Source organism: Kocuria sp. KSNUG (assembly GCF_049532735.1).
Taxonomy (GTDB): domain Bacteria; phylum Actinomycetota; class Actinomycetes; order Actinomycetales; family Micrococcaceae; genus Kocuria; species Kocuria rhizophila.
Genome location: NZ_CP150981.1, coordinates 1849960 through 1867194, shown reverse-complemented (window position 1 = coordinate 1867194; position 17235 = coordinate 1849960). Strand labels below are relative to the sequence as shown.

The following is a 17235-nucleotide window of genomic DNA, read 5'->3' as shown; positions in this document are numbered from 1 at the left end:
GGCCGTTGCGGGCGGCGGGTCCGCCGCCCGCAACGGGTGCAGGGGTGTGGGGCTCAGCGCGCGGCGGCGATGGAGTCCAGGGCGGCCTCCGTCACGGCCTCTGCGGTGATGCCGAACTCGCGGTAGAGCGTCTCGTAGTCCGCGGACTCCCCGAAGTGCTCCAGGGAGACGGCCCGCCCGGCATCGCCGAGGAGGTCGTTCCAGGACATCCGGATACCGGCCTCGACCGTGACCCGGGCCTTGACGCCCGCGGGGACCACGGACTCGCGGTACTGCGCGTCCTGGGCATCGAACCACTCGCGGCACGGCATCGAGACCACGCGGGCGGACACGCCCTGGGCCTTGAGCTGCTCGCGGGCCTGCAGTGCGAGCTGCACCTCCGAGCCGGTGCCGATCAGCACCACGTCCGGCGTGCCCTCGCTGTCGGCCAGCACGTAGCCGCCGCGCGCTACGCCCTCGGCGGAGGCGAACTTCTCGCCCTGCGCGTCCGGGTGCAGGTCCTCACGGGCCAGCGTGGGCAGGTCCTGGCGCGTGAGCGCGATGCCCGCCGGGTGCTCGTGGCTCTCCAGGATGGTCCGCCACGCCACCGCGGTCTCGTTGGCGTCCGCGGGGCGCACGACGTCGAGTCCCGGGATCGCGCGCAGCGAGGACAGCTGCTCCACGGGCTGGTGCGTGGGTCCGTCCTCGCCCAGACCGATGGAGTCGTGGGTCCAGACGTAGATGGAGGGCACCTTCATGAGCGCACCCAGGCGCACGGCCGGGCGCTGGTAGTCGGAGAAGATGAGGAACGTCCCCGAGAAGGCGCGGGTCTGGCTGCTCATCACGATGCCGTTGACGATCGCCGCCGCCGCGTGCTCACGGATGCCGAAGTGCAGCACCCGGCCGTACGGGGAGCCCGTCCACTTCTCGGTGGAGCGCTTCTCCGGGATGAAGGACGGGGCGGAGTCGATCGTGGTGTTGTTGGAGCCCGCGAGGTCCGCGGAGCCGCCCCACAGCTCGGGGAAGGTGTCCGCGATCGCGTTGATGACCTGCCCGGAGGCCTTGCGGGTGGCCATGGCCTTGCCCGCAGGGAACGTGGGGAACGCCGCGCGGTAGTCCTCGGGCAGCTCCTGGTTCTTGATGCGGTCGTAGAGGGCCGCCTTGTCCGGGTGGGCGCTGCGCCACTGCTCGAAGGACTTCTCCCACTCGGCGCGCTCGGCCTTGCCGCGCTGGGCGACCTCGCGCACGTGGTCCATGATCTCGAGCTCGATCTGGAAAGACTTCGCGGGATCGAAGCCCAGGATCTCCTTGGTGGCGGCGACCTCGTCCGCACCGAGCGCGGAGCCGTGGATGCCGCCGGTGTTCTGCTTGGTGGGGGAGGGCCAGCCGATGATGGTGCTGAGCGCGATCAGGGACGGCTTGTCCGTGACCTTGGTGGCGGCCACGATCGCGTCGTAGAGGCCCTGGACGTCCTCCTGGTACTCCCCGCCGTTGCGCCAGTCCACGCGGGTGGTGTCCCACCCGTAGGCCTCGTAGCGGGCCAGCACGTCCTCGTTGAACGCCACGTTGGTGTCGTCCTCGATGGAGATCTTGTTGTCGTCGTAGATCACCACCAGGTTGCCCAGCTCCTGCGTGCCGGCCAGGGACGAGGCCTCGGAGGTGATGCCCTCCTGGAGGTCCCCGTCCGAGGCGATCACGAACACGTGGTGGTCGAACGGGGAGGTGCCCTGGGCGGCGTCGGCGTCGAAGAGCCCGAGCGTGTAGCGCTGGGCGTACGCGAAGCCCACGGAGGAGGCGAGCCCCTGGCCCAGCGGTCCGGTGGTGATCTCCACGCCCGTGGTGTGCCGGTACTCGGGGTGGCCCGGGACCTTGGAGCCCCACGTACGCAGCGACTCCAGGTCCGACATCTCCAGGCCGTAGCCCGAGAAGAAGAGCTGCAGGTAGAGCGTCAGCGAGGTGTGCCCGGGGGAGAGGATGAACCGGTCGCGCCCGGTCCAGCGGTCGTCCGAGGGGTCGTGGCGCATGATCTTCTGGAACAGCAGGTAGGCCACGGGTGCCAGGGACATGGCCGTGCCGGGGTGGCCGTTGCCGACCTTCTGCACGGCGTCCGCCGCGAGGACACGCGCGGTGTCCACGGCGCGGGCATCCTGTTCGGTCCAGTTCAGCGGTTGATCGAGGTTCGGCACGGTGGCGCGCCCCTTTCCTGTGGGGATGTGCGATGCGAACCGCCGCCCGACCGGCCGCAAGGCCTCCGGGCGCCGCGGAACGCGAGTTCCGCGCTCAACCTTAGTCCCGAGAAGCCGTGCCCGTCAGGGACGTACGCTGTGAGCGCGAACGGCCACCGGGCACCGGGTCGAGCGCCATCCAGGTGTCAATCCCGGCGGCTATACTGTTGACCGGGTGTCCCCGCGCGCACTGCCGCGCCGGACGCCGCAGGACTCCCGCCCGTGCGGGCCGCACACGTTCTTTGGAGCATCGATTCCGTGAATCACCTCGATACCGCGACGCATCCGGATTCCTCGGGATCCCCCGCGCCGCAAGGACACGGAGTGACCGGGACCCGGATCGGGGAGGTCGCCCCGGTGGGGTACCAGGGCCCGATGACCGCGCGCCGCAAGCTCAAGGCGTACGTGGCGCTCACCAAGCCCCGGATCATCGAGCTGCTCCTCGTGGCCACCGTGCCCACCATGTTCTTCGCCCAGCAGGGCGTCCCTGATTTTTGGCTCGTGCTCAACACCCTGGTGGGTGGCACCCTCGCGGCGGGCGCCGCGGGAGCCTTCAACTGCTACATCGACCGCAACGAGGATCGTCTCATGCGGCGCACGGCCAAGCGCCCCCTGGTCACCGGGGAGGTCAGCGACCGTGAGGCCCTGGTGTTCGCGTGGCTGCTGTCCGCGGTGGCCGTGGCCTGGCTGACCCTCGGGGTCAGTGTGCTGTGCGGTGTGCTGGGTGTGGTGGCCATCGCCCTCTACGCCGTCTTCTACTCGATCATCCTCAAGCGCCGCACCGCGCAGAACATCGTGTGGGGCGGGATCGCCGGGTGCATGCCCGTGCTGATCGGCTGGGCCGCAGTGCGCGGCACGCTCGAGTGGCCCGCGTTCGTGCTCTTCGCGTTCATCTTCCTCTGGACCCCGCCGCACTACTGGCCGCTGTCCATGAAGTACGCGGAGGACTACTCCCGCGCGGGGGTTCCCATGCTCGGCGCGGTGGACACTGCGCGGACCGTGGGCGCGCAGGTGGTGCTGTACGCGTGGGCCACTGTGATCTGCTCGCTGCTGCTGATCCCCGTGGGCGGTGCGGGCTGGGTCTACGGGATCATCGCGCTGCTCTCCGGCGCGTGGTTCACCTACCACTGCCACAAGCTCTACGGTCTGGCCCGGGCCGGGCGGCCCACGCTCAAGCAGGCCATGTACGTCTTCCACGGGTCGATCGCCTACATCACGTTCGTGTTCGTGGGCGTGGCCCTGGACCCGTTCCTCGGCGGTCCCATTCTCTGACCGGTGTGTCCGGCCCGTTGCATCCTGTGCGTCCCGTCCACCGGCCGTCTCGCCGTGGCCCGGGACGACGCCGCTCGGCCGGCCCGGCCGCGCCGCTCGCCTAAACTGGCCCCATGCTCTCCATGGACTTCTCCGGTGTGATCGCCTACCCCGTGACCCCGCTGCACCCCGGTGGTGCCCTGGACCTGGACTCCCTGGAGAGCAGCGTGGCCCGGCTGGCCCGCAGCGGTGTGGACGGGATCGTCGTTCTCGGCACCTCGGGCCTGTTCGCCTACCTCGACGCCGCCGAGCGGTCGGAGGTGGTGCGCACCGCCGTCCGCGCGGCGTCCGGCTCGGGAACCCCCGTGGGGGTTGGCATCTCGGCCATCACCACGCGTGAGGTCCTCCAGCACGCCTACGCCGCGGAGAACAACGGTGCGGACGGGCTCGTGCTGAGCCCCGTGAGCTACATCCCGCTGGTGTCGCAGGAGATCGCGGACCAGGTGGAGACCGTGTCCTCGGCGGTGTCGCTGCCCGTGTGCCTCTACAACAACCCCTCCACCACGGGATTCACGTACCCGGTGGAGCTCGCCGCGGAGCTGTCCTGGCTGGACACCGTGGTGGCGTTCAAGGACACGGCGAGCTCCGGGCGGCTGTTCCACTCACGCCAGCTGCTGTTCGCCCAGCAGGCGGAGCCCGGCACGGTCCACGGTGTGAGCCGGGACCAGCTGATCGTGGAGGAGTACCCGCCGGCCGCGTGGCACAGCGGCATGGCCGCCCTGCTCGCTCCGGAGTTCGTGGAGTTCCACCGGGCGGTGCGGGAGGGTCGCGCGGAGGATGCGGCGGCCTGGAGCTCCGCACTGCGCCCCCTCATGCAGCTCATGGGGCACGAGCGCCCCCTGTCCGTGCTGTACGCCCTCGCCGAGGTCTGCGGCGTGCGCACGAGCGCACCGCGGCGTCCGCTGCTGCCCATTCCCTCCAGCGGCAAGCGCGCACTCGCGGACGCCGTCGCGCAGCTGCGCAGCCGTCCCGCGGCGCCGTCGGAAGCCTGAGCGCCTGCGGCACGGTGCGTCGTCGGGGGCATGAGCACCCGCGTGGTCGCGAGCCTGGGAACCAGCTGCTCCCGGCGGTGTCGGGAGTCCCTGCACCAGCGGCACAGGACGGAAAAACGTCTGCCCCCGGGATGACCGGGGGCAGACGACGTAGGGGGAGGCGCGCGGTCAGCGCACCGGCTGTGCGGGCGCGGAGGCGGGCGAAGTCTCGCCCAGGTCCACGGGCGCCGCGTGCTCGTGGTGGTCGTCCGCGAGGTAGAAGCTGATGGAGACCACGCGGGTGGCCGCCCAGATCAGCACTGCCGAGAGCACCATGTGCAGGGACACGGCGGCCTCCGGAACGCCGTTGAAGTACTGGTAGTAGCCCACAGCGCCCTGGGCCATGATCACCAGGATCATGATGGCGTACGCGTTGCGCAGCACACGGGGCAGGGACTTCACCGTGGTCACCACGATGCCCGTCACGGCCGTGAGGGTGAGCAGGTAGACGGGGACCGCGTGGGCGCGGGCAATGACCACGGAGTCGAAGGCCAGTCGTGCGCTGTCCTGGTCCCCGGCGTGGGGGCCGGTGCCGGTCACCAGGGTGCCGAGGTATAGCACCACGGCCGCGATCACGCCCGTGGCGACCGCGAGGCCGCGCACCAGGGTGGTGTGGCCGTGCAGCTGGCCGGGGCGCTGGTCGTGGGCCACTCGCGAGAGGCCCTCACGCCGGGTGTTGAGCACCAGCAGCGTGGACAGCGCGATCATGATGGCCGAGAGGAAGTAGTGCGCACCCACGAGCAGCGGGTGCAGCTCCAGGTGCACCAGCACGCCGCCCACCACGGCCTGCACGGGGATCCCGAGCAGCAGGAGAAGGGCCAGCCGGAACAGCTTGGGGTGCTCGTGGCGCAGCTTCAGCACGGACAGGAACGTGAGGACCGCCACCACGGTGAGGACGAACGTGAGCAGGCGGTTGCCGAACTCGATGACCCCGTGCAGCCCCATCTCCGGCGTGTTCGTCCAGGAGTCGGCCGTGCAGCGGGGCCACGTGGGGCACCCCAGGCCGGAACCGGTCAGCCGGACGAGGCCTCCCGTGAAGATCAGCAGTCCGTTGGCCACCAGGGACGCCACCGCGAGGAAGCGCACCCAGGGGGTCACGGTGCTGGGCCACCAGAACGAATCGACGGCGGTGCGGGGAGCGGTGTCAGACATGGCGGGGCATCCAGGGGCAGAGGGGACGGTACCCCCTCAGTGTAGCGAGCCCGCCGTGGGAGCATCCTGGACGGGACCCCGCGCCCAGGGGGTCAGACCCACTTGAACCACCGCACGGTGGCCGCCCAGCTCGCCACCGCCCATGCGGTGAGGACCAGCAGGGGAGCGGCACTCACCCGGCCGTGCAGGAAGCACTCCCGCAACACCTCACCGGCGGCCGAGGAGGGCAGCCAGGACACGATCCCGGCGAGCCAGCCCGGCAGCGCGGACGCGGGGAAGATCACACCGCCGCCCGCGGCGAGCGCCACCCACACCACGTTGAGCACCGCCAGGGTGGCCTCGGCGCGCAGGGTCCCGGCGATCAGCAGGCCCAACCCGGTGAACGCCACGGCGACCAGCACGAGCAGGGGGAGGGAGCTGAGCACGGAGGCCACGGTGGGGTGCCAGCCGAGCCAGAGGGCCACGGCCGCCACGATCACGTACTGCACGGCGAGCACGGCCAGCACGGCGAGCAGCTTGCCCGCGATCAGACCGGAGCGTCCCAGGGGAGTGGTCGAGAGCTGGCGCAGCACCCCGTAGCGGCGGTCGAAGCCGGTCTGGATGCCCTGCCCCGAGAAGGCGCTGGAGAGCACGCACAGCACCAGGATGCCGGGCACGGCCACGTCCGCACGGGAGGCCCCGTCCACGCGGTAGGGGTCCAGGAGGTCGGTCATGGTCAGGGCCACGAGTGCCATGACGGGCAGGATCACGAGCAGCAGCAGCTGCTCCCCGTTGCGCAGCATCGTGGTGGCCTCGAAGCGCGCCTGGGACACCACGCGCCGGGGCAGGGACGCGGCACGACGCCGCTCGTCCGGGTGTGGTGCCGAGGTGACGGCGTCTGCGGGGGTCATCGGGCATCCCTCCCGGCCACGTCCAGGAACACGTCTTCGAGGGAACGGGGTTGCACGCTCAGCGCCTCCGGCAGGGTGTCGTTGCGGGTGGCCCACGCGGTCAGCTCACGGACGCGGGCGGCGTCGAGCGGGCCGGTGAGGGTGACGGTGCGGTCCTTGACGACCCAGCGGACGTCGTCGTAGTCGGGGCGGCGCCAGGGCGGGTCCGTGCGCAGCACGGGACGCTGCTCCGGCGTGACGGTGATGGTCATGACCAGGGACGAGTCCCGGCCGGTGCGCACGAGGTCGGCCACGGTGCCCTGGGCGGCCACCGCGCCGTGGTCCACGATGTACACGTAGTCGGCCAGCCGGGCGGCGTCGTCCATGAGGTGCGTGGTGAGGATGATGCAGGTTCCCTGGTCCCGCAGGCGCTGGACCACGTCGAAGACGAGCTGGCGCGAGCGCGGGTCCAGCCCGGCGGACGGCTCGTCCAGGAACAGCACGTCCGGGCGGCCCACGAGCGCCGCGGCGAGCGCCACGCGTTGGCGCTGGCCGCCGGAGAGCCGACGGACGGGCGTGTGGAGGAAGGACCGGATGCCGAGGCGCTCCACCAGCTCGGTCTCGGGGACCGGGTCCGCGTAGAGGTTGCCGAGGTGGCGCAGCAGTTCTGCGGGTCGCACGGCCTGCGGGAGCCCGCCGTCCTGGAGCATGACGCCCACGCGGGCGCGCAGCTCCGGGGAGGCCCGCCAGGGGTCCTGGCCGAGCAGGCGGACCGTGCCCGAGGTGGGCTGCTGGAGGCCCTGGGCACACTGCAGCGTGGTGGTCTTGCCCGCGCCGTTGGCCCCGAGCAGGGCCGTGACGCGCCCGGCGTGGGCCGCCATGCTGAGACCGCGGACCGCGCGGACGGGCTCACCGCGCCCGTGGAACGTCTTGACCAGGTCGCTGATGTGCAGGGCCGCGGTCCCCGGATCGGGGGCGGCAGCGGGGACTGAGGAGAATTCTGGGGGCGTCTGCACCCGGACAGTCTAGGACGGCCCGTGCCGTGACGCCCGGTGGGGACTCCCGCCCGCGCCTCGGCGGGCGCCTCCCCGGGGCGAGCTCCGGGCGTTTGTCGGGGAATGGATTACCGCATACCCTCGTTATGTATTGCGTGCCTCACCGGTGAACCCAGTTCCCGTGGGGCCCGGGCCGCACGGAGCTGCACCGGCCCGGTCACCTCCCCGACACGCCGCGAAGGATGTTGCACCCAGCATGAGTTCACCGGCCACGGACCGCACGAGCGCGGTGCGCACGGACCAGGATGACACCACCCGCTCGCGGGTGCTCTCGCTGGTGCTCGCCCACGGGCCCATTTCCGCCGCGCAGATCGCCAAGGACCTCGGACTCACGCCCGCCGCCGTCCGGCGTCACCTGGACGCCCTGGAGTCTGAGCAGTTCGTGGAGGTGTCCATGGTGCGCAGCACCGCCTCGGGAGCCGGTCGGCCGGCGCGCCGCTACGTGGTGGCACCGGGCGGGCACGAGCAGCTCGCGCAGGACTACCGAGGGCTTGCCAGCCGTGCTCTGGCCACCATGGCCCGGGTGGGTGGTGAGGATCTCGTGCACGGGTTCGTGACCGAGGAGGTCGAGCGCTGGCGTGAGCGCTACCGGCCCAGCGTGGAGGCCGCGGGTCCGGACGTGGAGGACCGCCTCAACGCGCTGACCGCCGCCATGAGCCACGACGGCTTCGTGGCGTCCCACACCACGGTCACCCCCCGTGGTCCCAAGGGCGTGACGCTGCGCTCCGCCCAGCTGTGCCAGGGCCACTGCCCCATCCAGGACATCGCGAACGAGTACCCCGAGTTCTGCGAGCAGGAGACCGCCATGATCGCCGAGCTGCTGGACGTCGACGTCCGCAGGCTCTCCACCATGGCTGCGGGCGCCCACGTCTGCACCACACACGTCCCGCTGCAGCTGCGTGCTGCGGGCACCAAGAACTCCACCAACCACACAACCGCACGACAGGGAGGGTTGTCATGACCGAGCGCATCGAACCCGCGGACACCGCGGGCACCATGACAGGCGACACCACGATTTCCGAGATCCTGGAGATGAACCCGGAGCTCGAGGGGATCGGCCAGTACCAGTACGGCTGGGCCGACAAGAACGACGCCGGCGCCTCGGCACGCCGCGGCGTGAACGAAGAGGTGGTCCGGGACATCTCGGCCAAGAAGAGCGAGCCGGACTGGATGACGCAGCTGCGTCTGAAGGGCCTGAAGTTCTTCGACCGCAAGCCCATGCCCACGTGGGGCGCGGACCTGTCGGGCATCGACTTCGACAACATCAAGTACTTCGTGCGCTCCACGGAGCAGCAGGCGGGCTCCTGGGAGGAGCTGCCCGAGGACATCCGCAACACGTACGAGAAGCTCGGCATCCCCGAGGCGGAGCGCAACCGCCTGGTGGCCGGCGTGGCCGCGCAGTACGAGTCAGAGGTGGTCTACCACCAGATCCGCGAGGACCTCGAGGCCCAGGGCGTGATCTTCATGGACACGGACACCGCCCTGAAGGAGCACCCCGAGTTCTTCGAGGAGTACTTCGGCACCGTGATCCCCGTGGGCGACAACAAGTTCGCCGCGCTGAACACGGCCGTGTGGTCCGGCGGCTCGTTCGTGTACGTCCCCAAGGGCGTGCACGTGGACATCCCGCTGCAGGCGTACTTCCGCATCAACACCGAGAACATGGGTCAGTTCGAGCGCACGCTGATCATCGCGGACGAGGACTCCTACGTCCACTACATCGAGGGTTGCACCGCGCCGATCTACAAGACCGACTCGCTGCACTCCGCCGTGGTGGAGATCATCTGCAAGAAGAACGCCCGGGTGCGCTACACGACCATCCAGAACTGGTCCAACAACGTGTACAACCTGGTGACCAAGCGCGCCATCGCCCACGAGGGCGCCACCATGGAGTGGGTGGACGGCAACATCGGCTCCAAGGTCACCCAGAAGTACCCCGCGGTCTACATGACCGGCGAGCACGCCCGCGGTGAGACCCTGTCCATCGCGTTCGCGGGTGAGGGCCAGCACCAGGACACCGGTTCCAAAATGGTGCACATCGCCCCCAACACGTCCTCTTCGATCGTGTCGAAGTCCGTGGCGCGCAACGGCGGGCGCTCCGCCTACCGCGGCCTCGTGCAGGTGCGCGAGGGCGCCACGCACTCCAAGTCCAACGTGGTGTGCGACGCCCTGCTGGTGGACACCATCTCGCGTTCGGACACCTACCCCTACGTGGACATCCGCGAGGACGACGTCACCATGGGCCACGAGGCCACGGTCTCTCGCGTGTCCGAGGAGCAGCTGTTCTACCTCATGCAGCGCGGCATGCCCGAGGAGGAGGCCATGGCCATGATCGTGCGCGGCTTCGTGGAGCCGATCGCGCGTGAGCTGCCCATGGAGTACGCGCTCGAGCTCAACCGTCTCATCGAACTGCAAATGGAAGGATCCGTTGGCTGATATGTCCACCACTGATCAGACCGCCCGTGCCGCACAGGACGCCGACGAGCAGGTGAACGGCGTGCCCACCGGCGAGGACCGCGTGGCCATCCCGGGCATGAGCCAGGAGGGCGAGACCCTGCAGGAGGGCCGCAACCAGGCCGGTGAGCCCGAGATCCGCCACACCCAGCACGGAGACATCTCCGGCGTGCCGGACTCCTCCCGCGCGGGCCGCACCACGTCCTACGACGTGGCCGACTTCCCGCCGCTGAGCAGCAAGCTCGAGGACTGGCGCTTCACGCCCATCAAGCGCCTGCGCGGGCTCGACGACGCCGCCCTGCAGGGCCCCGCGCCCGCCGTCTCCGTCTCGGGGGACGACGCCGTGCAGGTCACCTCCGTGGGCCGCGACGACTCCCGCGTGGGCTCGGCCGGCATCCCGGAGGACCGGGTCTCGGCGAACGCGTGGTCCTCGTTCCGCGAGGCCACCGTGATCGCCGTGCCGCGCGACGCCCAGGTGGCGGAGCCCGTGATCGTGACGCTCACCGGTGAGTCCGAGGAGCCCGCGGCCCAGCACATCGTGGTGGACGCCGGAGCCAACTCCAAGGCGCTCGTGGTGCTGCGCCACGTGGGCACCGCCGTGCTGGCCCAGAACATCGAGTTCTCGGTGGCGGACGGCGCCAACCTCACCGTGGTCTCGCTGCAGGAGTGGACGGACGACTCCGTGCACGCGTCCTCGCAGCAGGCCAAGCTGGGCCGCGACGCCACGTTCAAGCACGTGCTCGTGAGCCTGGGCGGTGACCTGGTGCGCGTCACCCCGTCCACCCGCTTCACCGCTCCCGGCGGCGACGTGGAGATGTACGGACTCACGTTCGTGGACGACGGCCAGCACCTGGAGTCCCGGCTGTTCGTGGACCACTCCGTGCCGCGCTGCCGCTCCCGCGTGAACTACAAGTCCGCGCTGCAGGGCGAGAACGCCCACGGCGTGTGGGTGGGCGACGTCCTGATCCGCGCCGAGGCCGAGGGCACGGACACCTACGAGCTCAACCGCAACCTGATCCTCAACGACGGTCCGCGCATGGACTCCGTGCCGAACCTGGAGATCGAGACCGGCCTGATCGCCGGTGCCGGTCACGCCTCCACCACGGGGCAGCTGGACGACGAGCACCTGTACTACCTGATGTCCCGCGGCATCCCGGAGGACCAGGCACGGCGCCTGGTGGTCCGCGGATTCCTGTTCGAGATCATCCAGCAGGTGGGCGTGGAGGCCCTCGAGGAGCAGCTGCGCGCGTCCCTGGAGGACGAGCTCGCCCGCACCGAGAGCTGAGACCCCGGCCCAGCGCCGTCGTCAGACCCGAGAATTCCGCACCGCGCCCGTGAACGGGCCGGTGCCCACGAGACCCAAGGAGAAACACCGCATGTCAACTCTGGAGATCAAGGACCTCCACGCGTCCGTCATCCTGGACGACGAGAGCACCAAGCCCATCCTCAAGGGCGTGAACCTGACCATCAACTCCGGTGAGGTCCACGCGATCATGGGCCCCAACGGCTCGGGCAAGTCCACGCTGGCGTCCACGATCGCCGGTCACCCCAAGTACCAGGTGGACTCCGGCTCCGTGACCCTGGACGGGCAGGACGTGCTGGAGATGTCCGTGGACGAGCGCGCCCGCGCCGGTCTCTTCCTGGCCATGCAGTACCCGGTGGAGATCCCCGGCGTGACCACCTCCAACTTCCTGCGCTCCGCGAAGACCGCGATCGACGGCGAGGCACCCTCCCTGCGCACGTGGACCAAGGACGTCCGCACCGCCATGGACAAGCTGAAGATCGACAACGACATGCTCATGCGCAACGTCAACGAGGGCTTCTCCGGCGGCGAGAAGAAGCGCCACGAGATCCTGCAGCTGGAGATCCTCAAGCCGAAGATCGCCCTGCTGGACGAGACGGACTCCGGCCTGGACGTGGACGCGCTGAAGATCGTGTCCGAGGGTGTGAACCGCGCGCTGTCCGAGGACAACACGGGCATCATGCTGATCACGCACTACACGCGCATCCTGCGCTACATCAAGCCGCAGTTCGTGCACGTGTTCTCCGACGGCCGCGTGGTGGACCAGGGCGGTCCGGAGCTCGCGGAGCAGCTGGAGAACGAGGGCTACGACCGCTACGTCCAGGCCGCTGCCAAGTAGGCACCGGCGCACCACTTCCTGAGGAGGTCGCCATGAGCGAATCCACCGGCACCGCCGCGGCGGAGACCACCGGGCCCAACGGCCAGGCCTCGGTCGAGGAGATCACGGACCTGCTGAAGAACGTGATCGACCCCGAGCTGGGCGTGAACATCGTGGACCTGGGCCTGCTCTACGGCCTGGAGTACCAGGACGACGCCTCTCTGCGCCTGGACATGACGCTCACCACGGCGGCGTGCCCGCTGCAGGACGTCATCGAGGAGCAGGTCTCCCAGAACCTCTCGCCCGCCGTGGACGAGTGGCACGTGAACTGGATCTGGATGCCCCCGTGGGGTCCGGAGCGGATCACGGAGGACGGCCGGGACCAGATGAGGGCCCTGGGCTTCAACATCTGATCCCACCGGGTCCGCCACGCGCGGGCCACGGTGGCCACCATTCTGGAAACGGGGCACGGGAAGGGCACGATCCGCAGGGATCGTGCCCTTCCCGCCGTTCGCCGACGGAACAGCCGCCCCCTGCAGACGCCGGAGCGTGCGGCGGCGTCCGTGCGCACCGGACGTGACGGCACGTGGGCGGACCGTGAGGCCGACCGCAGGTGTCCAGCGGAACCTGGTCTGGGTGCCCTGGTAGTTTCGAGCGAGAATCCGCGACCGGGAGGACCCCATGGAACGCCAGCTGCCGCAACTGTCCGAACTCACACCGCTCATGCGGTTCGGCTCCTTCAACCCGGACCGGCGCGCCGCGAGGCTCGCGAAGGCCGCGGACGTGGAGGCACTGCGGCGGATCGCGCGGCGTCGTACGCCCCGCCCGGCCTTCGACTACGTGGACGGCGCGGCCGGGCAGGAGATCACCCACCGGCGCAACCGGGAGGCGTTCGAGTCCGTGGAGTTGCTGCCGCGGATCCTGCACGGCACGGACACCGCAGACCTGAGCACGGAGATCGCCGGTGTCCGCAGCGCTCTGCCGTTCGGGATCGCCCCCACGGGATTCACCCGCTTCATGCACTCGGAAGGTGAGATCGGGGGAGTCCGCGCCGCCCAGCGTGCCGGCATCCCGTTCTCCCTGTCCACCATGGGCACCCGCTCCATCGAGGAGGTCCGGGACGCCGCTCCGGACGCGCAGCGGTGGTTCCAGCTCTACCTCTGGCGTGAGCACGATGCGTCCCTGGACCTGCTGCGGCGCGCCAAGGCCGCGGGCATGACCACGCTGCTGGTCACGGTGGACACGCCCGTGCCCGGTCAGCGGCTGCGGGACACCCGCAACGGCATGACCATCCCGCCCAGGATCACGCCGAAGACCGTTCTGGACGCCTCCTACCGCCCGGAGTGGTGGTTCAACTTCCTGACCACGGACTCGCTGAAGTTCGCCTCGCTCTCGGACACCTCTGGCGCCCTGGCGGAGCTGATCTCCACGATGTTCGACCCCGGACTGAACCTGGAGCACCTCGCGTGGATCCGGGAGAACTGGGACGGGCAGCTGTTCGTCAAGGGCATCCTCACGCGGGAGGATGCCCGGCGCGCCCTGAGCGTGGGCGCGGACGGGCTGGTGGTCTCCAACCACGGCGGGCGCCAGCTGGACCGCGCACCGGTCTCCCTCACCGCGCTGCCGGAGATCCGCGACGAGGTGGGCCCGGACGTTCCCCTGATCCTGGACTCCGGGGTGATGTCCGGCGCGGACGTGGTGACGGCCCTGTGCGCGGGCGCGGACTTCGTGCTGATCGGCCGCGCGTACCTCTACGGCCTCATGGCCGGGGGAGAGCAGGGGGTCTCACGGGTCATCGAGCTGCTCGAGGAGCAGATCCGCACCACCTTGCTGCTCATGGGCGCCCAATTGGTGGCGGAGCTGGGCCCGCACGCCATGCGGGCCCCGTGGCTGCCGCGCGCGGAGGATGCGCGACGCCACTGACTGCCGCGGGCGTCAGGCCAGGGCGCCCGGGTGGTCCAGGTCCTCGGCGGAGAACGTGCTGCACGCGCGGATGTCGCCGGTCTGGTAGCCGCTCAGGAACCAGGCCTGGCGCTGGGCGGACGTCCCGTGCGTGAAGGACTCCGGGTTGGCCCGCCCCTGGGCGGCCTCCTGGATCCTGTCGTCGCCGATCGCGCCGGCCGCCTCGATCGCGTCCGAGAGCTGGGCGCGCGTGATGGGCTGCAGCTGCACGGCTCCGCCCGGCTCCACGGCGTGGTGGGCCCACAGTCCGCCGTAGCAGTCCGCCTGCAGCTCGGTCCGCACGGCCGCGGACGTCGCACCGTGGGGATCGCGCTGGGCGCGCCCCAGGGTGCCCTGCAGGTTCTGCACGTGGTGGCCCACCTCGTGGGCCATCACGTACTCCTGGGCCAGGGCGTCCGCGTCCGCACCGAACTCCGTGCGCAGCTGCTCGAAGAACCCGGTGTCCAGGTACACGGTCTGGTCCGGCGGGCAGTAGAACGGACCCGTGGCGGAGGACGCCTGCCCGCAGGACGTGCCCGCCGAGCCCGCGAAGAGCATGACCTCGGGCAGCACGTACCGCTCACCCGTGGCCTGCGGGTAGTACTCGCCCCAGAACTGGTCCAGGGACTGCACGGTGGCCACCATGCGGCACTGGGGGTCGGAGTTCGCGTCCGCTCCGGTGCGGCAGCGGTCCTCCAGCCCGGAGTCGACCTGCTGCGTCCCTGTGGTCTGCGCCTGGGTGCCGCCCGTCACGGCGTCGATCCCGTCCTGGCCGAAGAACAGTCCCGCGAGCAGCAGCAGGACGACGCCGCCCAGCCCGCCTCCCACGGCGATGCCGCGTCCGCCACCGCCGCCGGTGCGGACCCGTCCGGCGTCCAGCTGTGAGTTGTCGTTGAAGCTCATGAGCGCATCATAGGACCACGCTGACGCTCAGGGGTCCCCGGGAGCCCCGGTGTCACTCGTGTCTGCGCGTCACTCCAGTCCGCGCGCCACAAGGGCCTCGCCCGTGCGGTGGGCGTAGTCCACGGTGGCGATCACCGCCGGGGTGACCAGCTGAACGGGGCGGGGACGCACGGTGCGCGCCGCGGCGGCGTCGCGCAGGGAGGAGATGACGCCGAAGAGCCAGGGGACGGAGCGGATCATGAGGGAGACCGCCAGCCCGATGCGCTCGGGGTCGATGCCCACGCGGCGCAGGGGGGAGCACAGCCGGACGAGCCCGTCGATGAGCCGGGGCAGCTCCGTGGTGGTCAGCAGCAGGCGGGTCAGGGTCACAACCGCCAGCAGGGACAGCACCACGTCCGCTGCCCGGGCGGGACCGGTGGCCAGCACGTGGTAGACGGTCAGCAGCAGCACCAGGAACCACAGGGGGCGCAGCGAGGCCGCCCAGCGGCGCACACCCAGACCGGTCGTGACGGAGATCAGCGCGGTGAGGGCCAGCGCGGTCAGGGACACCGGCCACGAGCGCAGCAGCATCACGGCGAGGCACGAGCCCAGCACCAGCACGGCCTTGAGCCCCAGCGGACAGCGGTGCAGCCACGAGGTGCCGGGAACGTAGGTGCCCAGCAGGTCGTCGGGGCGGGCGGCGGTGCGGCTCACCGGGCGCGGTCCACGTGCGGCACGGCGCCTCGGCGGGAACAGGGGCTCACGCGGCTTCCCCCGGGAACCCCGTCTCGCACCACGCGCGGTAGCGGGGGATGACCTCCTCCGGCGGGCCCTGCGCGATGATGCCCGCACCGTGGACCACCGCCACGTGCTGGGCGGTGGCCGCCAGCTCCAGGTCGTGCGTGCTGATGAGCTGCTGCTGGGGCAGTCCGTCCAGCATCTCCCGCAGCCGCAGCCGGTTGCGCAGGTCCAGCAGGGTGGTGGGCTCGTCCAGGACCAGAACACGGGGGTCCACGGCGAGCACCGCGGCCAGGGCCACGAGCTGGCGCTCACCGCCCGAGAGGTCGAACACGGAGTGGTGCGCGCGGTCCGCCAGGCCCATGCGCCGTAGCCACTCGACGGCCTGTTTCGTGCGTTCCGTGCGGTCGCGGACGCGGCGGCGCAGGGACAGCTCGATGTCCTCCACGGGGGTGGGCATGAGGATCTGTGACGCGGGGTCCGTGAAGACGAATCCCACCCGGGACCGGGCGTCCTTGGGGGAGGCCACGGGGTCCACGCCGTGCGTGCGCACCGCACCCGAGGACGGCGTCACCAGCGCGTTGAACAGGCGCAGCAGGGTGGACTTGCCGGAGCCGTTGAGCCCGATCACGGCGGTGCGCCGTGCGGTGAACTCGCACGAGATGCGGTCCAGGACGGTCACCGGACCGCGGGGCCCGTCCACCGCGACGGTCACGTCCGCGCAGGACAGGGACTCGCGCCGCGCGGAGCGTGGCTCACCGTCCACTCAGAGGACCGCCCCGGCCATGCGGGGGAACGCGCGGTGCACGGCCACGGCGATCAGCGCGGCCACGATGACCTTGAGCACATCTCCGGGGATGTAGGCGAGGTCGGCGATCACGGCGGCCTGCAGGCCCAGCCCGCCGTTGATCATCATGCCCGCGATGCCCATCACGTGGGAGAGGATCATGCCCGCGAGGCCGGCAAGGAACAGTTTGATGCCCAGCGCACTGCGACGGTCGGGGTCCACGGCGGAGGATCCCTCGCGGCGGGTCACGCGCTCCACCCGCACGAAGTAGTGCGACATCCAGCCCACGAGGCCGGCCACGAACGGGAACGACAGCAGGTAGCCCGCGGACGGGCCGGCCAGCACCGCGGGCCCACCCGTGAACCCGGCGAAGACCGGGACGCCCAGCAGGCCGACCACCACGTACAGGGCGAGGGCCAGGAAGCCGCGCCAGCCGCCCAGCACCATGCCGGTGAGGAACACCGCGAGGGTCTGCAGCGTGATGGGTACTCCCAGCGGGCCCACGGGGATCGCGGGGACCAGGGCGAGCACGCACGTCAGCGCGGCGAACACGGCGATGTTCGCGAGGTCGAAGGAGGTCACGGTGCGGGGGGCGCGGGTGGCTTCTGTCATGGGGTGCAGTCTAGTTGCTGGCCCCGTGGGAACGGCCCGAGCCACGATTTGCGCGAGCGGATAGACTGGTGCGGTTCCCCGC

At 70.7% G+C, this 17235-nt stretch carries 16 protein-coding genes; 8 read left to right on the top strand and 8 right to left on the bottom strand.

The window, feature by feature from the left end; all coding sequences use genetic code 11:
• Nucleotides 1-53 precede the first annotated feature (53 nt).
• On the bottom strand, nucleotides 54-2165 hold the full coding sequence (gene tkt, locus AABM36_RS08075; protein ID WP_423445707.1) for a transketolase: 2112 nt from the start codon (nucleotides 2163-2165) through the stop codon (nucleotides 54-56).
• A 414-nt stretch (nucleotides 2166-2579) separates the two neighbouring features.
• Between tkt and AABM36_RS08070 the strand changes: the two genes are divergently transcribed.
• Nucleotides 2580-3476, top strand: a complete 897-nt coding sequence (locus AABM36_RS08070) for a heme o synthase (RefSeq protein WP_070638531.1) — start codon at nucleotides 2580-2582, stop codon at nucleotides 3474-3476.
• Nucleotides 3477-3589: 113 nt separating this feature from the next.
• Nucleotides 3590-4507 (top strand): dihydrodipicolinate synthase family protein, encoded by a 918-nt coding sequence (locus AABM36_RS08065; RefSeq protein WP_019309173.1) that lies wholly within the window; start codon nucleotides 3590-3592, stop codon nucleotides 4505-4507.
• Between the two features lie 168 nt (nucleotides 4508-4675).
• Here the strand turns inward: AABM36_RS08065 and AABM36_RS08060 are convergent, their stop codons facing one another.
• The 3 genes from AABM36_RS08060 to AABM36_RS08050 form a co-directional block, all read right to left on the bottom strand.
• Complete coding sequence (locus AABM36_RS08060) at nucleotides 4676-5698, bottom strand: COX15/CtaA family protein (RefSeq protein WP_019309174.1); 1023 nt, start codon at nucleotides 5696-5698, stop codon at nucleotides 4676-4678.
• A 92-nt stretch (nucleotides 5699-5790) separates the two neighbouring features.
• On the bottom strand, nucleotides 5791-6588 hold the full coding sequence (locus AABM36_RS08055) for an ABC transporter permease (RefSeq protein WP_019309175.1): 798 nt from the start codon (nucleotides 6586-6588) through the stop codon (nucleotides 5791-5793).
• Complete coding sequence (locus AABM36_RS08050) at nucleotides 6585-7583, bottom strand: ABC transporter ATP-binding protein (RefSeq protein ID WP_019309176.1); 999 nt, start codon at nucleotides 7581-7583, stop codon at nucleotides 6585-6587. Before AABM36_RS08050 ends, AABM36_RS08055 begins: the two co-directional genes overlap by 4 nt.
• Nucleotides 7584-7818: 235 nt before the next feature.
• Between AABM36_RS08050 and AABM36_RS08045 the strand changes: the two genes are divergently transcribed.
• From AABM36_RS08045 to AABM36_RS08020, 6 genes are all read left to right on the top strand, one after another.
• The gene (locus AABM36_RS08045) at nucleotides 7819-8583 is read left to right on the top strand and encodes a helix-turn-helix transcriptional regulator (RefSeq protein WP_019309177.1); all 765 of its coding nucleotides are present in this window, start codon (nucleotides 7819-7821) and stop codon (nucleotides 8581-8583) included.
• Nucleotides 8580-10055, top strand: a complete 1476-nt coding sequence (sufB, locus tag AABM36_RS08040) for a Fe-S cluster assembly protein SufB (protein ID WP_039101192.1) — start codon at nucleotides 8580-8582, stop codon at nucleotides 10053-10055. The genes AABM36_RS08045 and sufB overlap by 4 nt, the downstream gene beginning before the upstream one ends.
• Before the next feature lies 1 nt (nucleotide 10056).
• Nucleotides 10057-11358, top strand: a complete 1302-nt coding sequence (gene sufD, locus AABM36_RS08035) for a Fe-S cluster assembly protein SufD (RefSeq protein WP_019309179.1) — start codon at nucleotides 10057-10059, stop codon at nucleotides 11356-11358.
• Nucleotides 11359-11449: 91 nt separating this feature from the next.
• Complete coding sequence (sufC, locus tag AABM36_RS08030) at nucleotides 11450-12214, top strand: Fe-S cluster assembly ATPase SufC (protein WP_019309180.1); 765 nt, start codon at nucleotides 11450-11452, stop codon at nucleotides 12212-12214.
• Nucleotides 12215-12246: 32 nt separating this feature from the next.
• On the top strand, nucleotides 12247-12606 hold the full coding sequence (locus AABM36_RS08025; protein WP_019309181.1) for a metal-sulfur cluster assembly factor: 360 nt from the start codon (nucleotides 12247-12249) through the stop codon (nucleotides 12604-12606).
• Between the two features lie 268 nt (nucleotides 12607-12874).
• The gene (locus AABM36_RS08020; RefSeq protein WP_019309182.1) at nucleotides 12875-14116 is read left to right on the top strand and encodes an alpha-hydroxy acid oxidase; all 1242 of its coding nucleotides are present in this window, start codon (nucleotides 12875-12877) and stop codon (nucleotides 14114-14116) included.
• 12 nt (nucleotides 14117-14128) lie between these two features.
• On the opposite strand, the gene ypfJ is transcribed toward AABM36_RS08020, so the two are convergent.
• The 4 genes from ypfJ to AABM36_RS08000 all read right to left on the bottom strand — a co-directional run bounded on the left by ypfJ (nucleotide 14129) and on the right by AABM36_RS08000 (nucleotide 17153).
• Entirely contained in the window at nucleotides 14129-15037 is a 909-nt protein-coding gene (gene ypfJ, locus AABM36_RS08015) for a KPN_02809 family neutral zinc metallopeptidase (protein WP_423445704.1), read from the bottom strand.
• Between the two features lie 69 nt (nucleotides 15038-15106).
• The gene (locus AABM36_RS08010) at nucleotides 15107-15730 is read right to left on the bottom strand and encodes an energy-coupling factor transporter transmembrane component T family protein (protein WP_239358234.1); all 624 of its coding nucleotides are present in this window, start codon (nucleotides 15728-15730) and stop codon (nucleotides 15107-15109) included.
• A gap of 46 nt (nucleotides 15731-15776) precedes the next feature.
• Nucleotides 15777-16520 carry an energy-coupling factor ABC transporter ATP-binding protein gene (locus AABM36_RS08005; RefSeq protein ID WP_239358233.1) on the bottom strand — a complete coding sequence of 248 codons (744 nt, stop codon included), beginning with the start codon at nucleotides 16518-16520 and terminating at the stop codon, nucleotides 15777-15779.
• A complete protein-coding gene (locus tag AABM36_RS08000) occupies nucleotides 16521-17153 on the bottom strand; it encodes a biotin transporter BioY (RefSeq protein ID WP_019309186.1) in 633 nt (210 codons plus the stop codon). It lies immediately after the preceding gene.
• Nucleotides 17154-17235 lie beyond the last annotated feature (82 nt).

Bases quoted from the DNA above. Each gene is read 5' to 3' on its own strand.
- AABM36_RS08070 (WP_070638531.1), top strand. From the start codon at position 2,580: ATGACCGCGCGCCGCAAGCTCAAGGCGTACGTGGCGCTCACCAAGCCC.
- AABM36_RS08065 (WP_019309173.1), top strand. From the start codon at position 3,590: ATGCTCTCCATGGACTTCTCCGGTGTGATCGCCTACCCCGTGACCCCG.
- AABM36_RS08060 (WP_019309174.1), bottom strand. From the start codon at position 5,698: ATGTCTGACACCGCTCCCCGCACCGCCGTCGATTCGTTCTGGTGGCCC.
- AABM36_RS08055 (WP_019309175.1), bottom strand. From the start codon at position 6,588: ATGACCCCCGCAGACGCCGTCACCTCGGCACCACACCCGGACGAGCGG.
- AABM36_RS08045 (WP_019309177.1), top strand. From the start codon at position 7,819: ATGAGTTCACCGGCCACGGACCGCACGAGCGCGGTGCGCACGGACCAG.
- sufB (WP_039101192.1), top strand. From the start codon at position 8,580: ATGACCGAGCGCATCGAACCCGCGGACACCGCGGGCACCATGACAGGC.
- sufD (WP_019309179.1), top strand. From the start codon at position 10,057: ATGTCCACCACTGATCAGACCGCCCGTGCCGCACAGGACGCCGACGAG.
- sufC (WP_019309180.1), top strand. From the start codon at position 11,450: ATGTCAACTCTGGAGATCAAGGACCTCCACGCGTCCGTCATCCTGGAC.
- AABM36_RS08025 (WP_019309181.1), top strand. From the start codon at position 12,247: ATGAGCGAATCCACCGGCACCGCCGCGGCGGAGACCACCGGGCCCAAC.
- AABM36_RS08020 (WP_019309182.1), top strand. From the start codon at position 12,875: ATGGAACGCCAGCTGCCGCAACTGTCCGAACTCACACCGCTCATGCGG.
- ypfJ (WP_423445704.1), bottom strand. From the start codon at position 15,037: ATGAGCTTCAACGACAACTCACAGCTGGACGCCGGACGGGTCCGCACC.
- AABM36_RS08000 (WP_019309186.1), bottom strand. From the start codon at position 17,153: ATGACAGAAGCCACCCGCGCCCCCCGCACCGTGACCTCCTTCGACCTC.